11 protein-coding genes are annotated in these 15,473 nt (G+C 66.0%); 3 read left to right on the plus strand and 8 right to left on the minus strand.

Annotated features, from left to right (window positions below; translation table 11 throughout):
* Positions 1 to 7: 7 nt before the first annotated feature.
* From NM962_13290 to NM962_13315, 6 genes are all read right to left on the minus strand, one after another.
* Entirely contained in the window at positions 8 to 1,177 is a 1,170-nt protein-coding gene (locus NM962_13290; GenBank protein UVO10984.1) for a PPE family protein, read from the minus strand.
* A gap of 148 nt (positions 1,178 to 1,325) precedes the next feature.
* Entirely contained in the window at positions 1,326 to 2,426 is a 1,101-nt protein-coding gene (locus tag NM962_13295; protein ID UVO10985.1) for a PPE family protein, read from the minus strand.
* A 342-nt stretch (positions 2,427 to 2,768) separates the two neighbouring features.
* The gene (gene atzF, locus NM962_13300) at positions 2,769 to 4,499 is read right to left on the minus strand and encodes an allophanate hydrolase (protein ID UVO10986.1); all 1,731 of its coding nucleotides are present in this window, start codon (positions 4,497 to 4,499) and stop codon (positions 2,769 to 2,771) included.
* Positions 4,496 to 8,122: an urea carboxylase gene (gene uca, locus NM962_13305; protein UVO10987.1), complete on the minus strand. Its 3,627-nt coding sequence runs from the start codon at positions 8,120 to 8,122 to the stop codon at positions 4,496 to 4,498. The genes atzF and uca overlap by 4 nt, the downstream gene beginning before the upstream one ends.
* Complete coding sequence (locus NM962_13310) at positions 8,107 to 8,829, minus strand: GntR family transcriptional regulator (GenBank protein ID UVO10988.1); 723 nt, start codon at positions 8,827 to 8,829, stop codon at positions 8,107 to 8,109. Before NM962_13310 ends, uca begins: the two co-directional genes overlap by 16 nt.
* Before the next feature lie 192 nt (positions 8,830 to 9,021).
* Positions 9,022 to 10,197 (minus strand): cytochrome P450, encoded by a 1,176-nt coding sequence (locus tag NM962_13315; protein UVO10989.1) that lies wholly within the window; start codon positions 10,195 to 10,197, stop codon positions 9,022 to 9,024.
* 165 nt (positions 10,198 to 10,362) lie between these two features.
* On the opposite strand from NM962_13315, the gene NM962_13320 reads away from it, so the two are divergent.
* Entirely contained in the window at positions 10,363 to 10,557 is a 195-nt protein-coding gene (locus tag NM962_13320) for a ferredoxin (GenBank protein ID UVO10990.1), read from the plus strand.
* A gap of 68 nt (positions 10,558 to 10,625) precedes the next feature.
* On the opposite strand, the gene NM962_13325 is transcribed toward NM962_13320, so the two are convergent.
* Both NM962_13325 and NM962_13330 read right to left on the minus strand, forming a co-directional pair.
* A complete protein-coding gene (locus NM962_13325) occupies positions 10,626 to 12,047 on the minus strand; it encodes a NarK/NasA family nitrate transporter (protein ID UVO10991.1) in 1,422 nt (473 codons plus the stop codon).
* A 6-nt stretch (positions 12,048 to 12,053) separates the two neighbouring features.
* Positions 12,054 to 12,875 (minus strand): class I SAM-dependent methyltransferase, encoded by an 822-nt coding sequence (locus NM962_13330; protein UVO10992.1) that lies wholly within the window; start codon positions 12,873 to 12,875, stop codon positions 12,054 to 12,056.
* A gap of 259 nt (positions 12,876 to 13,134) precedes the next feature.
* On the opposite strand from NM962_13330, the gene fmt reads away from it, so the two are divergent.
* Both fmt and NM962_13340 read left to right on the plus strand, forming a co-directional pair.
* Positions 13,135 to 14,067: a methionyl-tRNA formyltransferase gene (fmt, locus tag NM962_13335; GenBank protein UVO10993.1), complete on the plus strand. Its 933-nt coding sequence runs from the start codon at positions 13,135 to 13,137 to the stop codon at positions 14,065 to 14,067.
* On the plus strand, positions 14,064 to 15,470 hold the full coding sequence (locus tag NM962_13340) for an RsmB/NOP family class I SAM-dependent RNA methyltransferase (protein UVO10994.1): 1,407 nt from the start codon (positions 14,064 to 14,066) through the stop codon (positions 15,468 to 15,470). Before fmt ends, NM962_13340 begins: the two co-directional genes overlap by 4 nt.
* The last annotated feature ends 3 nt before the right edge of the window (positions 15,471 to 15,473 follow it).

Below are 15,473 nucleotides of genomic sequence, written 5' to 3' on the forward strand. Positions count from 1 at the left end.
CGGGCCGCTAGCCTGCCGATGGCGGACGGGCCACCACGGTTGGCCGCATCCCGTATCGGGGGCTGGAGCCCGCAAAATTCCTGCCCGCACCGGCGGCGGGGGGGATACCGCCGATCAGATTTCCCGCCGGGGCAGCTTCCTCGGTTTCGATCACCTCGCTGACGAACTCCGGCGCGCTGGAGGGCGCGGTCATCGGAGTCGAACCCGCCCAACTGGGCGGAACGGCCAACTTTCCGATGGTTGTGGCGCTGGCCAAACGCGCTGAAACGGGCGCGCCGCCCGACGCCGCGGGCGCCGGAGCCGGTGCCGGCGCGGACGCCAGTGCTGCGGACGGCAGCGCCGCGGGCGCTTCAGCGCCTATCAGGCCGGCGGCCTTCGCCGTCCCGGTGAAGAAGCTGGTGATACCCGCACCGAAGAACGGCAGGCCGGCGGTGTCGTAGAAGAAGTTCCCGAACGGGCCGTACCAGGTCATGAGCTGTTCCAGCGGGTCCACCGGGGCGCTGGCGGTCGCGGAGGCGGACATCGGTGAGCCCAGACTCTGCAGCGCGGTTGTCAGTTGGGAGATCAACTGGGAGATCTGCGATTGCCCGTTGCCGGCCGCCGTGCCCGTCGCCTGATTCACCGCCGCGTTCTGGGTGGCCTCAGCGGCGGCGTCGGTGGTCTGCGGCGGCGACGCGTAGGGCGTCAGCTCCGATGCCACAGCGGATGCCGCGGCGTACTGGTACATCGCCGCTGCGTCTTGCGCCCACATCTGGCCGTATTGGGCTTCGGTGGCTGCGATCGCCGCGGTGTTCTGCCCCGCAATGTTGCCGGCCACCAGCGTCGCCAGCAGAGCCCGGTTCTGGGCGATCTGCGGCGGTGGGACCGTAGCGGTGAACGCCGCCTCATAGGCGGCGGCGGCCTGGCGGACCTTGCCGGCGGACTGCTCCGCCGCAACAGCGGTCGATTGCATCCAGGCCACGTACGGCTTGAACGACTGGGCCATCGTTGCTGACGACGGACCTATCCATTGTTCGGACTGCAGCCCGTCGACCACCGCCTGGTAGCCGTTGACCGCCGAGGTCAGTTCAGCGGACAGCCTGCTCCAGGCGGACGCGGCGGCCATCAGTGACTCCGCTCCCGGGCCGGTGTACATCCGCAGCGAATTGATCTCCGGCGGCAGCGCTCCGTAATCCATCGTCGTCACCTTTCCAATCGAGTACCGGGCGATCCCGCCGCGGAAAACGGTTGTGGCCGTGTGAGTTCGTTTGTCATCTGCTTGCCTTGCCTGTGCTACTGGGATCGTGTTGGTGTGTCGAACGTGGGTTGATTGCCGATCGGCCGCGCTACCCGCCACCTGGCGGGCGCGGAACTACCTTGTGCCGGATGCCGTATCGCCGCCGAGTGAAATTCGCCGGCCGCGCGGCTCCTCTGAACGGTGGCGCTGTCAGTGGGCCGTGGGGGGGATGCGTTGCCGCGCTGGACGTGATGGTTCCAGCGGCGCCCGTGGGTAGGGCCGTTTCAGTTGTCGGCGCGGCCCAACTCGTCGGCGCTGACAGCAACCCGATCTTGTTGGACTGACCGACAAGCGCGGTGACTGGCGCCGGGCTTGCCGTTGCCGTCACTGCTGCACTGGCGCCTACCAGATCCACTGCCGGAGGCAGTCCGGCGGCAGCGAGAGACTCGGGCATCACGGTCTGCGCGAACAGCATCCCCAACTGAACGACACCCGCGCCGAAGTAGCTGATTCCCCAGGTGTTGACGACCATGTTGAGGTTGTCGGTCGAGGTCAGAGTGGAAACATCGGCTGCCAAGTTTGACAAGAACGACGAGACATCGCCGGTCGTCGGCGTGGGCGAAGTCAGGCCGGGCAACTGCAACGAGTTGATCGCTTGGTGTACAGAGCCGGCGGCGGTGGCTTCCGCTTTGCCGACCGCCGCCTGCTGCTGGATCAATCCACTTTGGTCGGTGGTACGCGGTGGCGGAGTGAACGACGTCAACACCGAGGCGACCGCTGACGAGCCGGCATAGGTATACATCGCAGTCGCGTCCTGGGCCCAGAATTCCGCGTACTCGACTTCGGTCGCTGCGATAGCCGGCAGGTTCTGTCCGAAGAAGTTGGTCGCGATAAGAGTCATCAGCTGCACCCGGTTGGCGGCGACAGCGGGCGGCGGCACCGTACCCGCAAACGCACCTTCGTAGGCGGCGGCGGCCGCCCTAGCTTGCATGGCTGCTTGCTCTGCTCGGGCTGCCATATCGCTCACCCAGCCCACGTACGGTCCCAATGCCCCGGCCATCGCCAGAGCCGAGGGCCCGGACCATTCCAGCTCGGTGAGGTCGGCGATGATCGAGGCATAGCCACTGCCCGCCACGCTGAGTTCCCCGGCCAGTGCATCCCAGGCACCGGCGGCAGCATGTAAAGAAGCCGGTCCGGGTCCGGAATACATTCGGCCCGAATTTATTTCGGGCGGAAGAGCGCCATAGTCGATCGCTGACCAAGTCTGTAGAGGTATCACAGCGCCAATGCCGGTGGAGAATCCTTGCCCACTCATCCTGGTCCCCGGCACATTCCGGCATTGCATGGCCATCTGAAATTTCTCGGCGCGCAGGCGACATTGCCTGGCGGCGCAACACTCTGTGGTACAGCAACTTTCATTTCACCACCTATTCGATCGCGCCGGCTCAGTCGTAGGCGGCCACCAGCGCCGTCATTTCAATAGTGGTCAGCCTTCTTCCCCGCCCATATTCAGCAAGATGGACGGTCGTGATGTGTGTATCGAGGTCGGACGTTAAGGTTCGGCGGCGGTATCCACGGAACGCACCGCCAGATAGTGCTTCCAGGAACGCAATTCGGTGATATCGGTTGCCGACGAAACCGCGTCGTGCGTCGCGGTGAAACCGACGACATTGTTGCCGTTTTCCAGCTCGACACTGGTCAGCGCCATGGGCGCGGGCAAGGCCGCCAGGAACCGTCCGAGTCCGGCCTCCGATATGCGGTACAGCTCGCCGTCGATGCACGCGCCGGCGCCAGGGGAGGTGCGGATCAGTCCGGGCTTGGGGGGAGTGGTGTCGAGAGCGGTGAGCCGGTAGGCGTCGCTGGTGCGGATGTCGCCGAGATAGCGCGCCCCGAGCTCCTCCAACTGCCAGTGCAGCGGTTGGCCGCGCAGGTGAGCGCCGAAGACTGCGAGATCGACTCCGTTCGGAATGAGCAGCGGCGAGGCTTGGTTACGGAACTTCGCGGCGAGGTCGACGGCGACTTGGTCGGCGAAAGCCCGGACCACGAACATGATTCCGAACGGGCCGCCAGACGGCAGCGATTCGCCAGGGACGGCGACTGCGGCGAGATCGAGCAGATTGCAAAAATTGGTGAAGGTGCCCATGCGCCGGTTGATCGTGAGGGGATCGGCCGCGATCGCGGAAATACTCGGATGCTCGGTGGTGGTGGGCAGTAGCAGCGCATCATATGCTGTGAGCAGTTCGGCGGCCGCGGCGCGCGCGTGAGCGAGCGCGTCCAGGTCTGCCGCGAACGCGTGCCCGGTGGTATTACCGGCGGCCATGATGATCCCCCGAACGGTGGGATCGGCATGTTCCGGAGCGCCGGAAAGGAATTCACCGACGGCGGCGTAGCGTTCGGCGACAATGGCGCCGTCATAGAGCAGTCGTGCCGCGTCGAGCAGCGTCGAGATGTCGAGAGTTTCGACTTTGATGCCGGCGTCGGTGACGGCGCTGACGCTCCGCTCGAAGGCATCGCGGTAGGCAGCTGTCAGATTGGTGAGGTTTCGCGGCTCCGGGATGGCGACGGTAGGTGCGTCGGGAGCCGCCAAGGCGACTTCGGCTGGCCACCCACGGCTGCGCGGATCCGACGGATGGGGGCCCGCCATGATCGTGGTGGCAGCGGTCGCCAGCTGCAGATCCGCGGCGAAGACGGTGACGGTGTCATAGTCGACACAGGCCGGCACCACTCCGTGGGTCGGGATGACGCCGCAGGTGGCCTTGATCCCGACGATGCCGTTGAGTGCAGCAGGAACTCGACCTGAACCCGCGGTATCTGTTCCAATGCCCAGATCGGCCATGCCAAGTGCGACCGCGACCGCGGATCCTGAGCTCGAGCCACCCGAGATCAGTTCCGGGAGGTGGGCGTTGCGTACGGCGCCGTAGGGACTGCGGGTTCCGACAAGACCGGTGGCAAACTGATCGAGGTTGGTCTTGCCCAAGACAATCGCCCCGGCATCGACCAGGCGCTGTACCGCGGTTGCGGTGGAATCGGGGGTGTAGGCGAACTCCGGGCACCCGGCGGTCGTGGGCAGCCCGGCGACGTCAATGTTGTCCTTGACCGCGACGATCAGGCCGGCAGCCGGCAAATCTTCGCCCGCGGCGAGGCGCGCTTCGACTCGTCGTGCATCGGCCAATACGTCCGCCTCGTCGCGCAATGCGATCCAGACCTCCGGCCGATCCGCCTCGGCGATGCGCCGGTAGGCGGCCGTCACCCGCTCGGTGGGGGTGCAGTCAGCGAGGTTCACGCGCGGGCTCCGATCACTGCGAGCGGTGTTCCCGGCTCGACTTGACTGCCCGGCGAGGCCAGCACTTGCAGCACGGTTCCTGATACGGGGCTGGGCACCGGAAGTTCGAGCTTCATGGCTTCCAGCACCGCGACCGTATCGCCTTTCCCCACGTCTTGTCCTTCCTCGATGTTGACCCGCCATACGTTGCCTACCATCGGCGCGCTGATGACTGATGCGCCTGACGGCACATCGCTCATCGTGGCACTGGCCGGCTCGATGGCCATCACGGTGTCGGGGACTGCGTGGTCGAATTCTCCTGATTCGTACCAAGATGTCCGTTCGGCAGCGAACGCGGCAGCTTGGCGGGCTTCGAAGGCGGAGATCGATTCAGCGTTGCGGGCCAGGAACTCACGGTGTTCAGCCAGCGCGAAGGTGCCCTCGGAGATTTCGACGTCGAGTCGGCCCGCGTGCGCGGCGGCCCGACAGTCCCGAAGCTGTTCGGCGGTAACCGGTTCCCAGACGATGCGATCGAAAAATCGGAACAACCACGGCGTTCCGTTCTCAAACGGCGCGGGCTGACGGTAGCTCGACCAGATCGGCACGGTGCGGCCCACCAGTTGGTAGCCCCCCGGGGACTCCATGCCGTAGACGCACAGATACTTTCCGCCGATCCCGACCGCGTCTGACGGCGTCCAGGTGCGCGCCGGGTTGTACTTCGTCGTCACTAAGCGGTGCCGAGGGTCGATCGGAACCGCTAATGGCGCACCGAGATAGACATCGCCGAGGCCGAGTACCAGGTATTCGGCCTCGAAAACCGTGTGACGCACATCGTCGATGCTGTCCAGTCCGTTGATTCGTCGGATGAACTCGAGATTGGAGGGCAGCCACGGGGCGGTGTCACGAATTCCACTGCGGTAGCGTTCGATCGCCTCAGCAATCGACGGATCGTCGAACGACATCGGTAGGCGGATCGTTCGGCTGGGCACCCGTAGATCTGCGGTGTCGGGAAGCTGCCCTTCCAGTTCGGTGAGCAGGCCGATCAGTCGATACTGTGGCAAGACCGCGGGGTCGGTGTGGATGTGCAGCGATCGGACGCCCGGGGTGACATCGACGATTCCCGGGATCGCGGCCGCCGCAAGTGCTTCGGAGAGTGCATGGACACGCATCCGCAGGCTCAAGTCCAGAACCATGTCGCCGTATTCGACGAGAACGTTGTCGTCGCCGCCACGCAGGTAGAGCGCACGGGGCCGGTCTGTGTCGCCCGCGACCATGCCGAGGACACCGCGATCATCCTGCAGCGCCGAGCGGTCGACGCCCCCACCGCCGGCTCGAGCTGCGTTGGACGTGCGCAGCGTGGCCGCGGTCGTGTCATCGACCGGGGTGAATCTGACTGTGTCACCAGGTCGCAGCTGCCCCAGTTGCCACCGGTGGCCACTTACCACGGTCAGTGGGCACGCGAATCCGCCCAGGCTGGGTCCGTCGGGCCCCAGCAGCACCGGCGTATCACCGGTCACATTGATGGCGCCGACACTGTAGGGGTTGTCGTGCAGGTTGGAGGGATGTAGCCCGGCGTCGCCGCCATCCTCGCGCGACCAGACCGGCTTGGGCCCCTCCAAACGGATTCCTGTTCGGTTGGCGTGGCTGCTGACACGCCATGGGGCGGAGTAGAACTGTGTCATGTCGGCGTCGGTGAAGTAGGCGGGCGCCGTCTGCGGGCCGACCTGGACTGCCAATTGCCAGTCGTGGCTGAAGTGTGGACGCTGCTCCGGATGGATGGGGGATGCCGGACCAAGCGAGTCTGGGTCAGTGGTGGCGATGTCGAGGACGTCGCCCTCAGCGAGTGCCTTGCCGGTGATGCCGCCGAAGCCGCCCAGCGTGAATGTTGCCGCACTGCCCTGATAGAGCGGAGCGTCGATCCCACCTCGAATGGCGAGGTAGGTGCGTAGCCCGGCGTCGGCCGGCGCGCCGATATCGAGAACCGCTCCGGCCGCCACGACGACCGGCTCCCACATGGCGATCGGTTCACCGTCGACGGTGACCTCCGCAGGGGCTCCCGTGACCGCCACCACCTCGGCCTCGGCGAATCGAAGCCGCGGCCCCAACAGGGTGCACTCCAGCGCGGGTGTGCCAGGAGGATTGCCCACGGCGGTGTTGGCCAGGGTGAAGGACAGATCATCCATCGGACCCGACGGCGGTATGCCGACATGCCACCAGCCCGTCCGTCCCGGATAGTCCTGAATGGTCGTCATCGTGCCGGGCCGCAGCACGTCCATGCGACGTTGTGTGGAGCGAACCGTGCCCAGCGTTGCGGTGGTGTGCGTCGCCGAGCGAAAATCTTTGTCCTGTAGCGCAGCCCGCAATTGAGGCAGGTTCGTGCGGACACCGTAGAGCCGGGTTTCCGACAGGGCGGAGGACAGTTTGTCCAGCGCCTCTTCTCGGGTGCTCCCGGCGACGACGACTTTGGCCAGCAGCGAGTCGTAGAACGGGCTGACATCACTGCCGGTGTCGATCCAAGTGTCGACCCGGGCGTCGGTGGGGAACCGAACTGCGGTGATCTCCCCGGCGCTCGGGCGATAGTCATGTACCGGATCTTCGGCGCAGACGCGCGCTTCCACCGCGCAACCCGTGGCGACCGGCCCGGTCTCGGGCAGGCCGTCGAACATGGTGTCGTCGCCGCCCGCCAGCCGCAGCATCCACGCGACCAGGTCGACTCCGGTGATGGATTCGGTGACCGGATGCTCCACCTGCAGGCGGGTGTTCATCTCCAGAAACGATGCGCGTTCGCGTTCGGCGTCGTAGACGAATTCCACCGTTCCGGCCGACCGGTAGTCGACCGAGCCCGCCAGGGCCCGTGCGGACGAGAGGAGCTCGTCTACCAACTCCACGGGCAGTCCGGGTGCCGGCGCCTCTTCGATCACCTTCTGATTGCGCCGTTGCAAGGAGCAGTCGCGGGTTCCCAGGCTGATGACCCGTGAAGCACCGTCACCGAAAACCTGGACTTCAACGTGCCGTGCGACGGTGATCAGCTGTTCCAGGAAGACACCGTCGGTGGAGAAGTTCGACGCGGCCAGCCGTTGTACGCGATCGTAGGCGGCCCGGACCTCGTCGGCGTCGGTGCACGCCTGCATGCCGATGCCGCCACCTCCGCCGACGGCCTTGAGCATCACCGGGTAGCCGATGCGGTCAGCCTCAGCGATTGCGTGATCAGCGGATTCGAGCAGGCCACTGCCGGCGACCAGTGGTACTCCGCTTGCGAGCGCCGCCTGCCGTGCGGTGTGTTTGTCGCCGAATATTCGCAGCTGCTCGGGGCTAGGCCCGACGAAGGCGATTCCGGCGTCGGCGACGGTAGAAGCGAAATCCGCACTCTCGGCCAAGAATCCGTAACCGGGGTGGATTGCGCCTGCGCCGGTCGCCAATGCCGCTTCCATCACCCGGTCGCCACGTAGGTACGACTGCGACGCCTGTGGCGGACCAAGTCGGACTGCGGTGTCGGCCATCTGTACATGAGCAGCGCCGGCATCTGCGTCGGAATAGACGGCCACGGTCTTGAGGCCGAGCGCCTGTGCACTGCGGATGATGCGACAGGCGATCTCGCCACGGTTCGCGATCAGTACCGTATCGAAGTTCAACGCGCTGTCCATTTCTCTTCCTCGGCCGCCGACATCGCCAGGATTGCGCGGCTGACTCTGTCGAACACCACGTCCAGAGAGGCTCCGATGTGTGCGCGCAGCAGTTCACGCGCCTGTTCCAGCCGACCGGTCAGCACCGCCTCAAGGATCGCCAGATGTTCGGTGATGGTTACCTCGATGCGGTTGTTGACCATGAAGTCGTACATCCGCACATGACGGATCCGGGCATTGGCGGACAGCAGTGCGTTCACCATTTCCCGGTTGCCGGCCGCCTTCAGAAGTGCGACGTGAAACTCCTCGTCGACAACCACGAACCCGGGCTCCTGCGCAGGGGGGTCCGCCCGCAACGATTCCCACCGCTGCTGTTGGGCCAGCAACAGCTCCCGGTCGTGCACCACGTCCGGGTTATCGATGGCGCGCTGAATACCCGCCAGCTCCAAGGCGAGCCGGACTTCGTAGAGGTCGCGAATCCTCGCGATGTTCGGTCGCACCGGACTGAACCCGTACTCCTCGCGCTGAATCAAGCCATCTGCGCATAGCCGTGCCAGGGCCTCACGTATGGGTGTGCGCGAGCACCGGAACCTTGCGGCCAGCTTCGGCTCGGTCAGGCGTTCCCCGAACGCCACCGCCCCGTTCATCAATTCCGGCCGCAGCGCGAGATAGACGGAATCGGCCCGGCTCAGGGCGATTCCATCAGTTGTAGCCAGGGGTGTCGACATGCTGTATACGCTATTGACCTGGGGTTTCAGTCAGGTGATCCGCGGTTACACGCGGGTAAAATAGACCTCACATCCCTCAGTTAGTTGACAGCAATTCTTAAGCGACTCAAGGGTGTTTCGCAGAAGTTTGTAGCAGTTCGCGGGCCTGTGCGGCCGGCATCGGCGCGGCCTTGGCGGCAGCAGCGAGATCGCTCAGGCGAACCGCAGCGGCAACGTCTTGAGCGCGAAAGTCATCGCCGGAAATGCGATGTCGGGGGTGTATTCGGCGGGTGCTTCGAACTGCGGAATGCGGCGCAACCACTCCTCGACGACGACCGTCAATTCCAATCGCGCCAAATGAGAGCCGAGGCAGCGATGGGCTCCGCCTCCGAATCCCCAATGCCGATGCACTTTGCCGTCCACGACGAGGTCGTCGGTGGAGGTCGCGTCACTTCCGTCCCGGTTGACCGCGGCCATACACAGCCGCACCGGGGTCCCGGCGGGCAGCGTCATCCCGCCAACGGTGACCACTTCGGTGGTCACCCGGGGCGCCACCGGCGCCGATGGCTCCAACCGGACGATCTCTTCGACGAATGCCCTGATCTGTTTGGGGTCGCCGCGCAGCTTGTGGCACAGCTCAGGGCGGCGGGCCAGCGCGAAAAGGGCGAACCCGATTGCGGCGGTGACGGTATCCAGCCCGGCCAGGAGCAACAGATGGGTCATGCCAAGCAGCTCGAGGTCGCTGAAGTCGCCGTCACCGGTGATGATCTGCGACAACATATCGGTGGACGGATTCTGTCGGCGATCCTGAATGGCATCGGTGAGGTAGCCGAACAACTCGCGGGCTGCGGCGAGATCGGCCTCGGTCCGATACGGCTTGTCGGCGGTGATGACGTCTTTCCAAGCAATGATCCGGTCGCGGTCCTCAAGCGGCAGACCATAGAGATCCAGGAAGACCTGGAACGGGTAGAGCCGAGCCAGGTCGGCCATCACCTCGCACTCGCCGCGGCCGGCGATGTCGTCGATCATGTCAGCCGCGTGCCGTCGCAGTACGTGTAGTGATCTACTCAATGCGAGCGGGCTGAACAGCGGTGTGAGAATCTTGCGGTATCGAGTGTGCTCCGGCGGGTCGAATGCCAACGGCACCAAGGGCAGCGGGCTGTTCGGAGGCTGCAGTGCTAGGCGTGCCGAATAGACTGTGGGACTGCGCAACGCAGCGAGCACGTCTTCGCGCCGGGTGAGGTAGTAGGCGCCGTTCATGAATACCACCGGCCCGGCGTCGCGCAGAGCCTTCCAACCGACACCACGGTCGGCAGCCATCGGCAGGTTCGCATACTCCAGCCGTGGCAGATGAAATGCCGCTGGTCCATCCGCGTCGGAAGTGCTCATAGCCCGCTGCTCCGCCCCGTGTTTCAGGTCACCGTACGACCGTCAACATCGTAGACGTCGGTATGGGGCAAATGGCCCGGGTCGGACCGCCGTGCATCTTCTAGGATCGTGATGCATATCGGCTAGATCGAGCTGCACTCAACGGTTCCAGGGGAGGCAACGGGTATGTGGGTTCGTCTCGACAGATCGAGATGCGTAGGCCATGCGCAGTGTTACGCAGTTGACCCTGAACTGTTTCCGATCGATGAGTCCGGCTACTCCGTTCTCGAAGATCAGCTGGTGCAACCGCAGGACATGCAGACGGTCCGAGACGGTGTTGCCTCCTGTCCGGAGATGGCGCTCATCCTCGAAGAGGATTGAGGCGTCAACGCTTATCGCCTCGAATAAGCAAGAGCGGCTGGCTGATTGAGCACCGTCCGGCTCGACGGTTATTCGGATTGCGGGACCGTCGGCCGCGGTAGATCCTGGGATCGTCTTCCCCGGGCGGTTGCCGGGCGTCGTACATATCGGGTCCAGGTCATCAGGGCGGCCACGATGTAGAAGCTGATGAATATCCAGAACGCCGATGTCTCGGTGCCGGTGCTCAGGTACGACTGGCGTAATGCCAGGTTGATACCCACCCCGCCGAGAGCACCGAAAGTCGCGACAAAGCCGATCACTGCCCCTGCGGTGGCCTGCGACCAGAGTCGCCGCTGCGTTTCGCCGAGATTCAGCGAGTGACTGCGCGCCTCGAAGATCGAGGGAATCATCTTGTACACCGACCCGTTACCGAGCCCTGCCAGAACAAACAGTCCGATGAACGTGGCGATGTAGGCGTCCATCAGTGCGGAGCTGTGGCCGTTTTGGTGATCGGCGGTGAGGCTGATTGCGACCAACCCGCCGGTGATGATCGCCATTGCGACGAATACCGCGAGGGTGACTCGGCTGCCTCCGAGTCGATCGGCGAGTCTGCCGCCGTAGATGCGAGCGAGCGATCCGAGCGCCGGGCCGATGAAGGCGAACTGGGCGGCGTGCAGCGATGCCTGGACGGGGGTCTGCCCGCCCGCGGTGAAGTTGGCCTGCAGGACGACGCCGAATGCGAAGGAGAATCCGATCCAAGAGCCGAAGCTGCCCAGGTACAGCAGCCCCAGCACCCAGGTGTCGGCCTTGCGCAGCACCTCGCGCAGGTGGCTCGCCTTGGTGGCGTGGTCGAGGTTGTCCAGGTAGCGCGCGGCACCCGCCCCGACGATGACCAGTAACGCCAGGTAGAGGGCGCAGACGATGTACGGGGCGTTGTGGCCGGTGGTGGCCAGCACCAGCAGGCCCACCAACTGAATCATCGGCACCCCGAGGTTGCCGACGCCGGCGTTCAGGCCCAGCGCCAAACCCTTGAGTCGCTGCGGATATAGCCGGTTGGTGTTAGTCATGGACGCGGAGTAGTTGGCCCCGCCGCACCCAGTTAGTCCGGCGCACACCAGATATGGCCAGAGCGGAAGGCCCGGGTGGGCCAACAACACCATCGCTGCCGCGGTGGGAATCACCAGGATCGCGATTGACATCACCGTCCAAGTGCGGCCACCGAGAGTGGCGATACCCAACGAGTAGGGGATACGCAGCGATGCTGCCACCAGGGTCGACGTGGCGCCGAGCAGGAACTTGTCGCTCGGGGAGAATCCGTACACCGCCTGCGGCATGAACAACGCCAGCACCGGCCATAGCGTCCACACGCCGAACGCGATGTGGTCGCACGCGATGAGCCAGAGCAGGTTGCGTCGGGCGATTGTACTGTTGCCGGCCTCCCAAGCTCGGGCATCCTCGGGATCCCAGCCGGTGAGGCTGTGTTGGGGTGTCGACGCGTCACCTCGGGGCACAATCGGTCACCGCCTCGCGGCGGTGACGAGCAGGTACTCCCATCCCATGACACCGTCGTAGAGGTGCTGCTGGGCCAGTTCGACGAGCTCGGTGTCCAAGGCGGCCACCAGTGCGGGCCGGTCACCGATGGTGCGGTAGGCGTCGATGGTCGGACCGTAGTGGGCTTTGAAGTAGTCATGCACCGTCTCGGCTTTGATGAATCGTTCCACCCGCAAGACGCAACGCTGGGACTGAATGACATCGACCTCACCGCCGAATAGGCGAGTCAGGTAGTCCGCGCGGCCCCACAGCGCTGCCGGTGGCGTCCCGGGCACGTGGGTCGGCCGGTACGGCCGGAGCGCCGTCAGCATCCGACCAAAGTAGCCTTCGGGGGTCCAGCTCGCGAGAGCGATGGTTCCGCCGGGGCGGCACACCCGGAGCAACTCGGACGCGGCGCGCTGATGGTCGGGTGCGAACATCACCCCGATCCCGGAGAGCACCGCGTCGAACTCTCCGTCGGCGAAGGGAAGCGCCTGGGCATCGGCCTCCCGCCATTCCATGGTCACGCCCTGTTCGTAGGCGCGCAGCCGGGACCGTTGCAGCAATTCCGGGGTGAGATCGCTGGAAACCACGGTGGCGCCCGTCTTGGCGGCGGGAATGGAGATATTGCCGGACCCAGCGGCCACGTCGAGTACGCGATCGCCGGCACCGATGCCACTGGCGGCGACCAACGCCGGACCGATCGGTGCCATGACCTCCTCCGCCATGAGGGCGTAGTCGCCCATCGCCCACATCGCGCGATGAATGGACGCCAGGGTGTCTGCGGCGACGGTGTTGTCAACGGTCATCAAGGCCTCCTGTAACGGGTGGAAACGCATGTTTCGACGTCGTTGTCGGGCGGCCTGTCGCGCTCGCACGAGATTTACACCGCTCAATACCGTAATAGTCGCCAATAATTGCTATGCGCAATAGTAGTTAGTTGCCAGTAATCTGTGCAGTGCCTGTACGGGGGCCCGGGCCACGAGCAGCAACGCCGGGCGCGCCACGATTTCGTCCGCGGTTCGCGTGCTGGCGAAACGCCCTCAGCGACTTCCCTAAACTGTCCCGGTGCGCATTGTCTTCGCCGGCACCCCGGACACCGCGTTGCCGTCGTTGCAACGGCTGATCGATTCGCCGCGCCACGACGTGGTGGCGGTACTGACCCGACCCGACGCGGCGTCCGGCCGGCGGGGGACCCCGCAGCCGTCTCCGGTGGCCCGCCTGGCTCTCGATCATGGCATTTCGGTGCTGCGGCCGGCCCAGCCCAATGCGCCCGAGTCCGTCGCCGAGCTGGCCGAACTGGCACCGGAGTGCTGCCCGGTGGTCGCCTACGGGGCGCTGCTGCGCGGCGCGTTGCTGGCGGTGCCGACGCACGGCTGGGTGAACCTGCACTTTTCCCTGCTGCCGGCCTGGCGGGGTGCGGCCCCGGTGCAGGCCGCGATCGCCGCCGGCGACGAGGTAACGGGGGCGACGACGTTTCGCATCGAGCCGGAACTGGACTCCGGGCCGATCTACGGGGTCACGACCGAGACCATCCGGGCCGATGACACCGCCGGTGAACTGCTGGCGCGGCTGGCCGTCTCGGGTGCCGAGCTGCTGGCGGCGACCCTCGACGGCATCGCTGATGGAGCGTTGCAGGCGGTGCCGCAGCCCCACGACGGCATCAGCTACGCATCCAAGATCGGCGTCGACGACGCGCGGGTGCGCTGGGAGCTGCCGGCCGCGGTGATCGAGCGCCGGATCCGCGCCGTCACCCCGAACCCGGGCTCCTGGACCATGGTCGGCGACCTGCGGGTCAGAGTCGGACCAGTCGGCCTCGCCGATGATGGGCCGGCAGGACTGTCACCCGGCGACATCCATGTCGACCGGCGACACGTGTGGGTCGGTACCGGATCGGTGCCGGTGCGGTTGGGCGAAATCCAGCCGCCCGGAAAGAAACTCATGAATGCCGCCGACTGGGCGCGCGGCGCTCGGCTCGACGCGGGTGTGCGGGCATCATGACCGGACCGCAACGCGGCCAGCGCCGTCCGCAGCGTCCCCACGACGGCCCGCGCAAATCCCGCCGGAAACCGCTGGACCCGGCTCGCCGCGCCGCATTCGATGTGCTGCAGGCGGTCTCGCAGCGCGATGCCTACGCCAACCTGGCGTTGCCGGCACTACTGGCCGAACGTGGAATCACCGGCCGTGACGCTGCTTTCGCCACCGAACTGACCTACGGCACCTGCCGGGTGCGTGGACTGCTTGACGCCATCATCGGCGCGGCGGCGCAGCGCGAACCCGAGACGATCAACCCGGTGCTGCTGGATCTGCTGCGGCTGGGCAGCTATCAACTCCTTCGCACCCGAGTCGAGCCGCACGCTGCGGTATCGACCACCGTCGATCAGGCGGCCCTCGAATTCGACTCCGCACGAGGGGGTTTCGTCAACGGCGTGCTGCGCACCATCAGCACCCGTGACGAGCAGTCCTGGACCGCGGAACTGGCGCCGAGCGCTGACAGCGATCCGATCGGCCACGCCGCCTTTGTCCGTGCCCACCCGCGCTGGATAGCGCAGGCGTTCGCCGACGCACTGGGGGCCGCCGCCGGTGAACTTGATGCGGTGCTGGCCGGTGACGACGAGCGACCTCGCGTGCATCTCGCGGCCCGACCGGGCGCCTTGACCGCGGCCGAATTGGCCGCCGCCGTGGACGGCGAAGCCGGTCGATATTCGCCCTACGCCGTCTATCTCCCGGGCGGCGACCCCGGCAAGCTCGACGCCGTGCGCGCCGGTCAGGCCCTGGTTCAGGACGAGGGCAGCCAGCTGGTGGCCCGCGCCCTGACATTGGCTCCCGTCGTCGGTGACACCGGCCGATGGCTGGATCTGTGCGCCGGACCGGGCGGCAAGACCGCGCTGCTGGCCGCCCTCGGCGCGCAGACCGGAGCCCGTGTGACGGCGATTGAGCAGGCCCCGCACCGGGCCGCGCTGGTCGCCGAGAACACCCGCGGCCTGGGCGTGGAGGTACTGACTGCCGACGGCCGCGAGTCGGGTCTGGAACCCGGCTTTGACCGGGTGCTGGTCGACGCGCCCTGCACCGGATTGGGCGCCCTGCGGCGTAGGCCCGAAGCCCGTTGGCGCCGCCTGCCTGCCGACATCCCGGTGCTGGCGAAACTGCAGCGTGAATTGCTGACCGCAGCGATCGGACTGACCCGGCCGGGGGGAGTGGTGCTGTACGCGACATGCTCACCGCATCTGGCCGAAACGGTCGGTGTGGTGGCCGATGCGCTACGCCGGCATCCGGTGCAGGCGTTGGACACCCGGGAACTGTTCGCGCCGATCGACGCGCTCGGGGACGGACCGTACGTGCAGCTGTGGCCACACCGGCACGGGACCGACGCCATGTTCGCTGCGGCGCTACAAGTAATCTGAGCG

Source organism: Mycobacterium sp. SVM_VP21 (assembly GCA_024758765.1).
Lineage (GTDB): Bacteria > Actinomycetota > Actinomycetes > Mycobacteriales > Mycobacteriaceae > Mycobacterium > Mycobacterium heraklionense_C.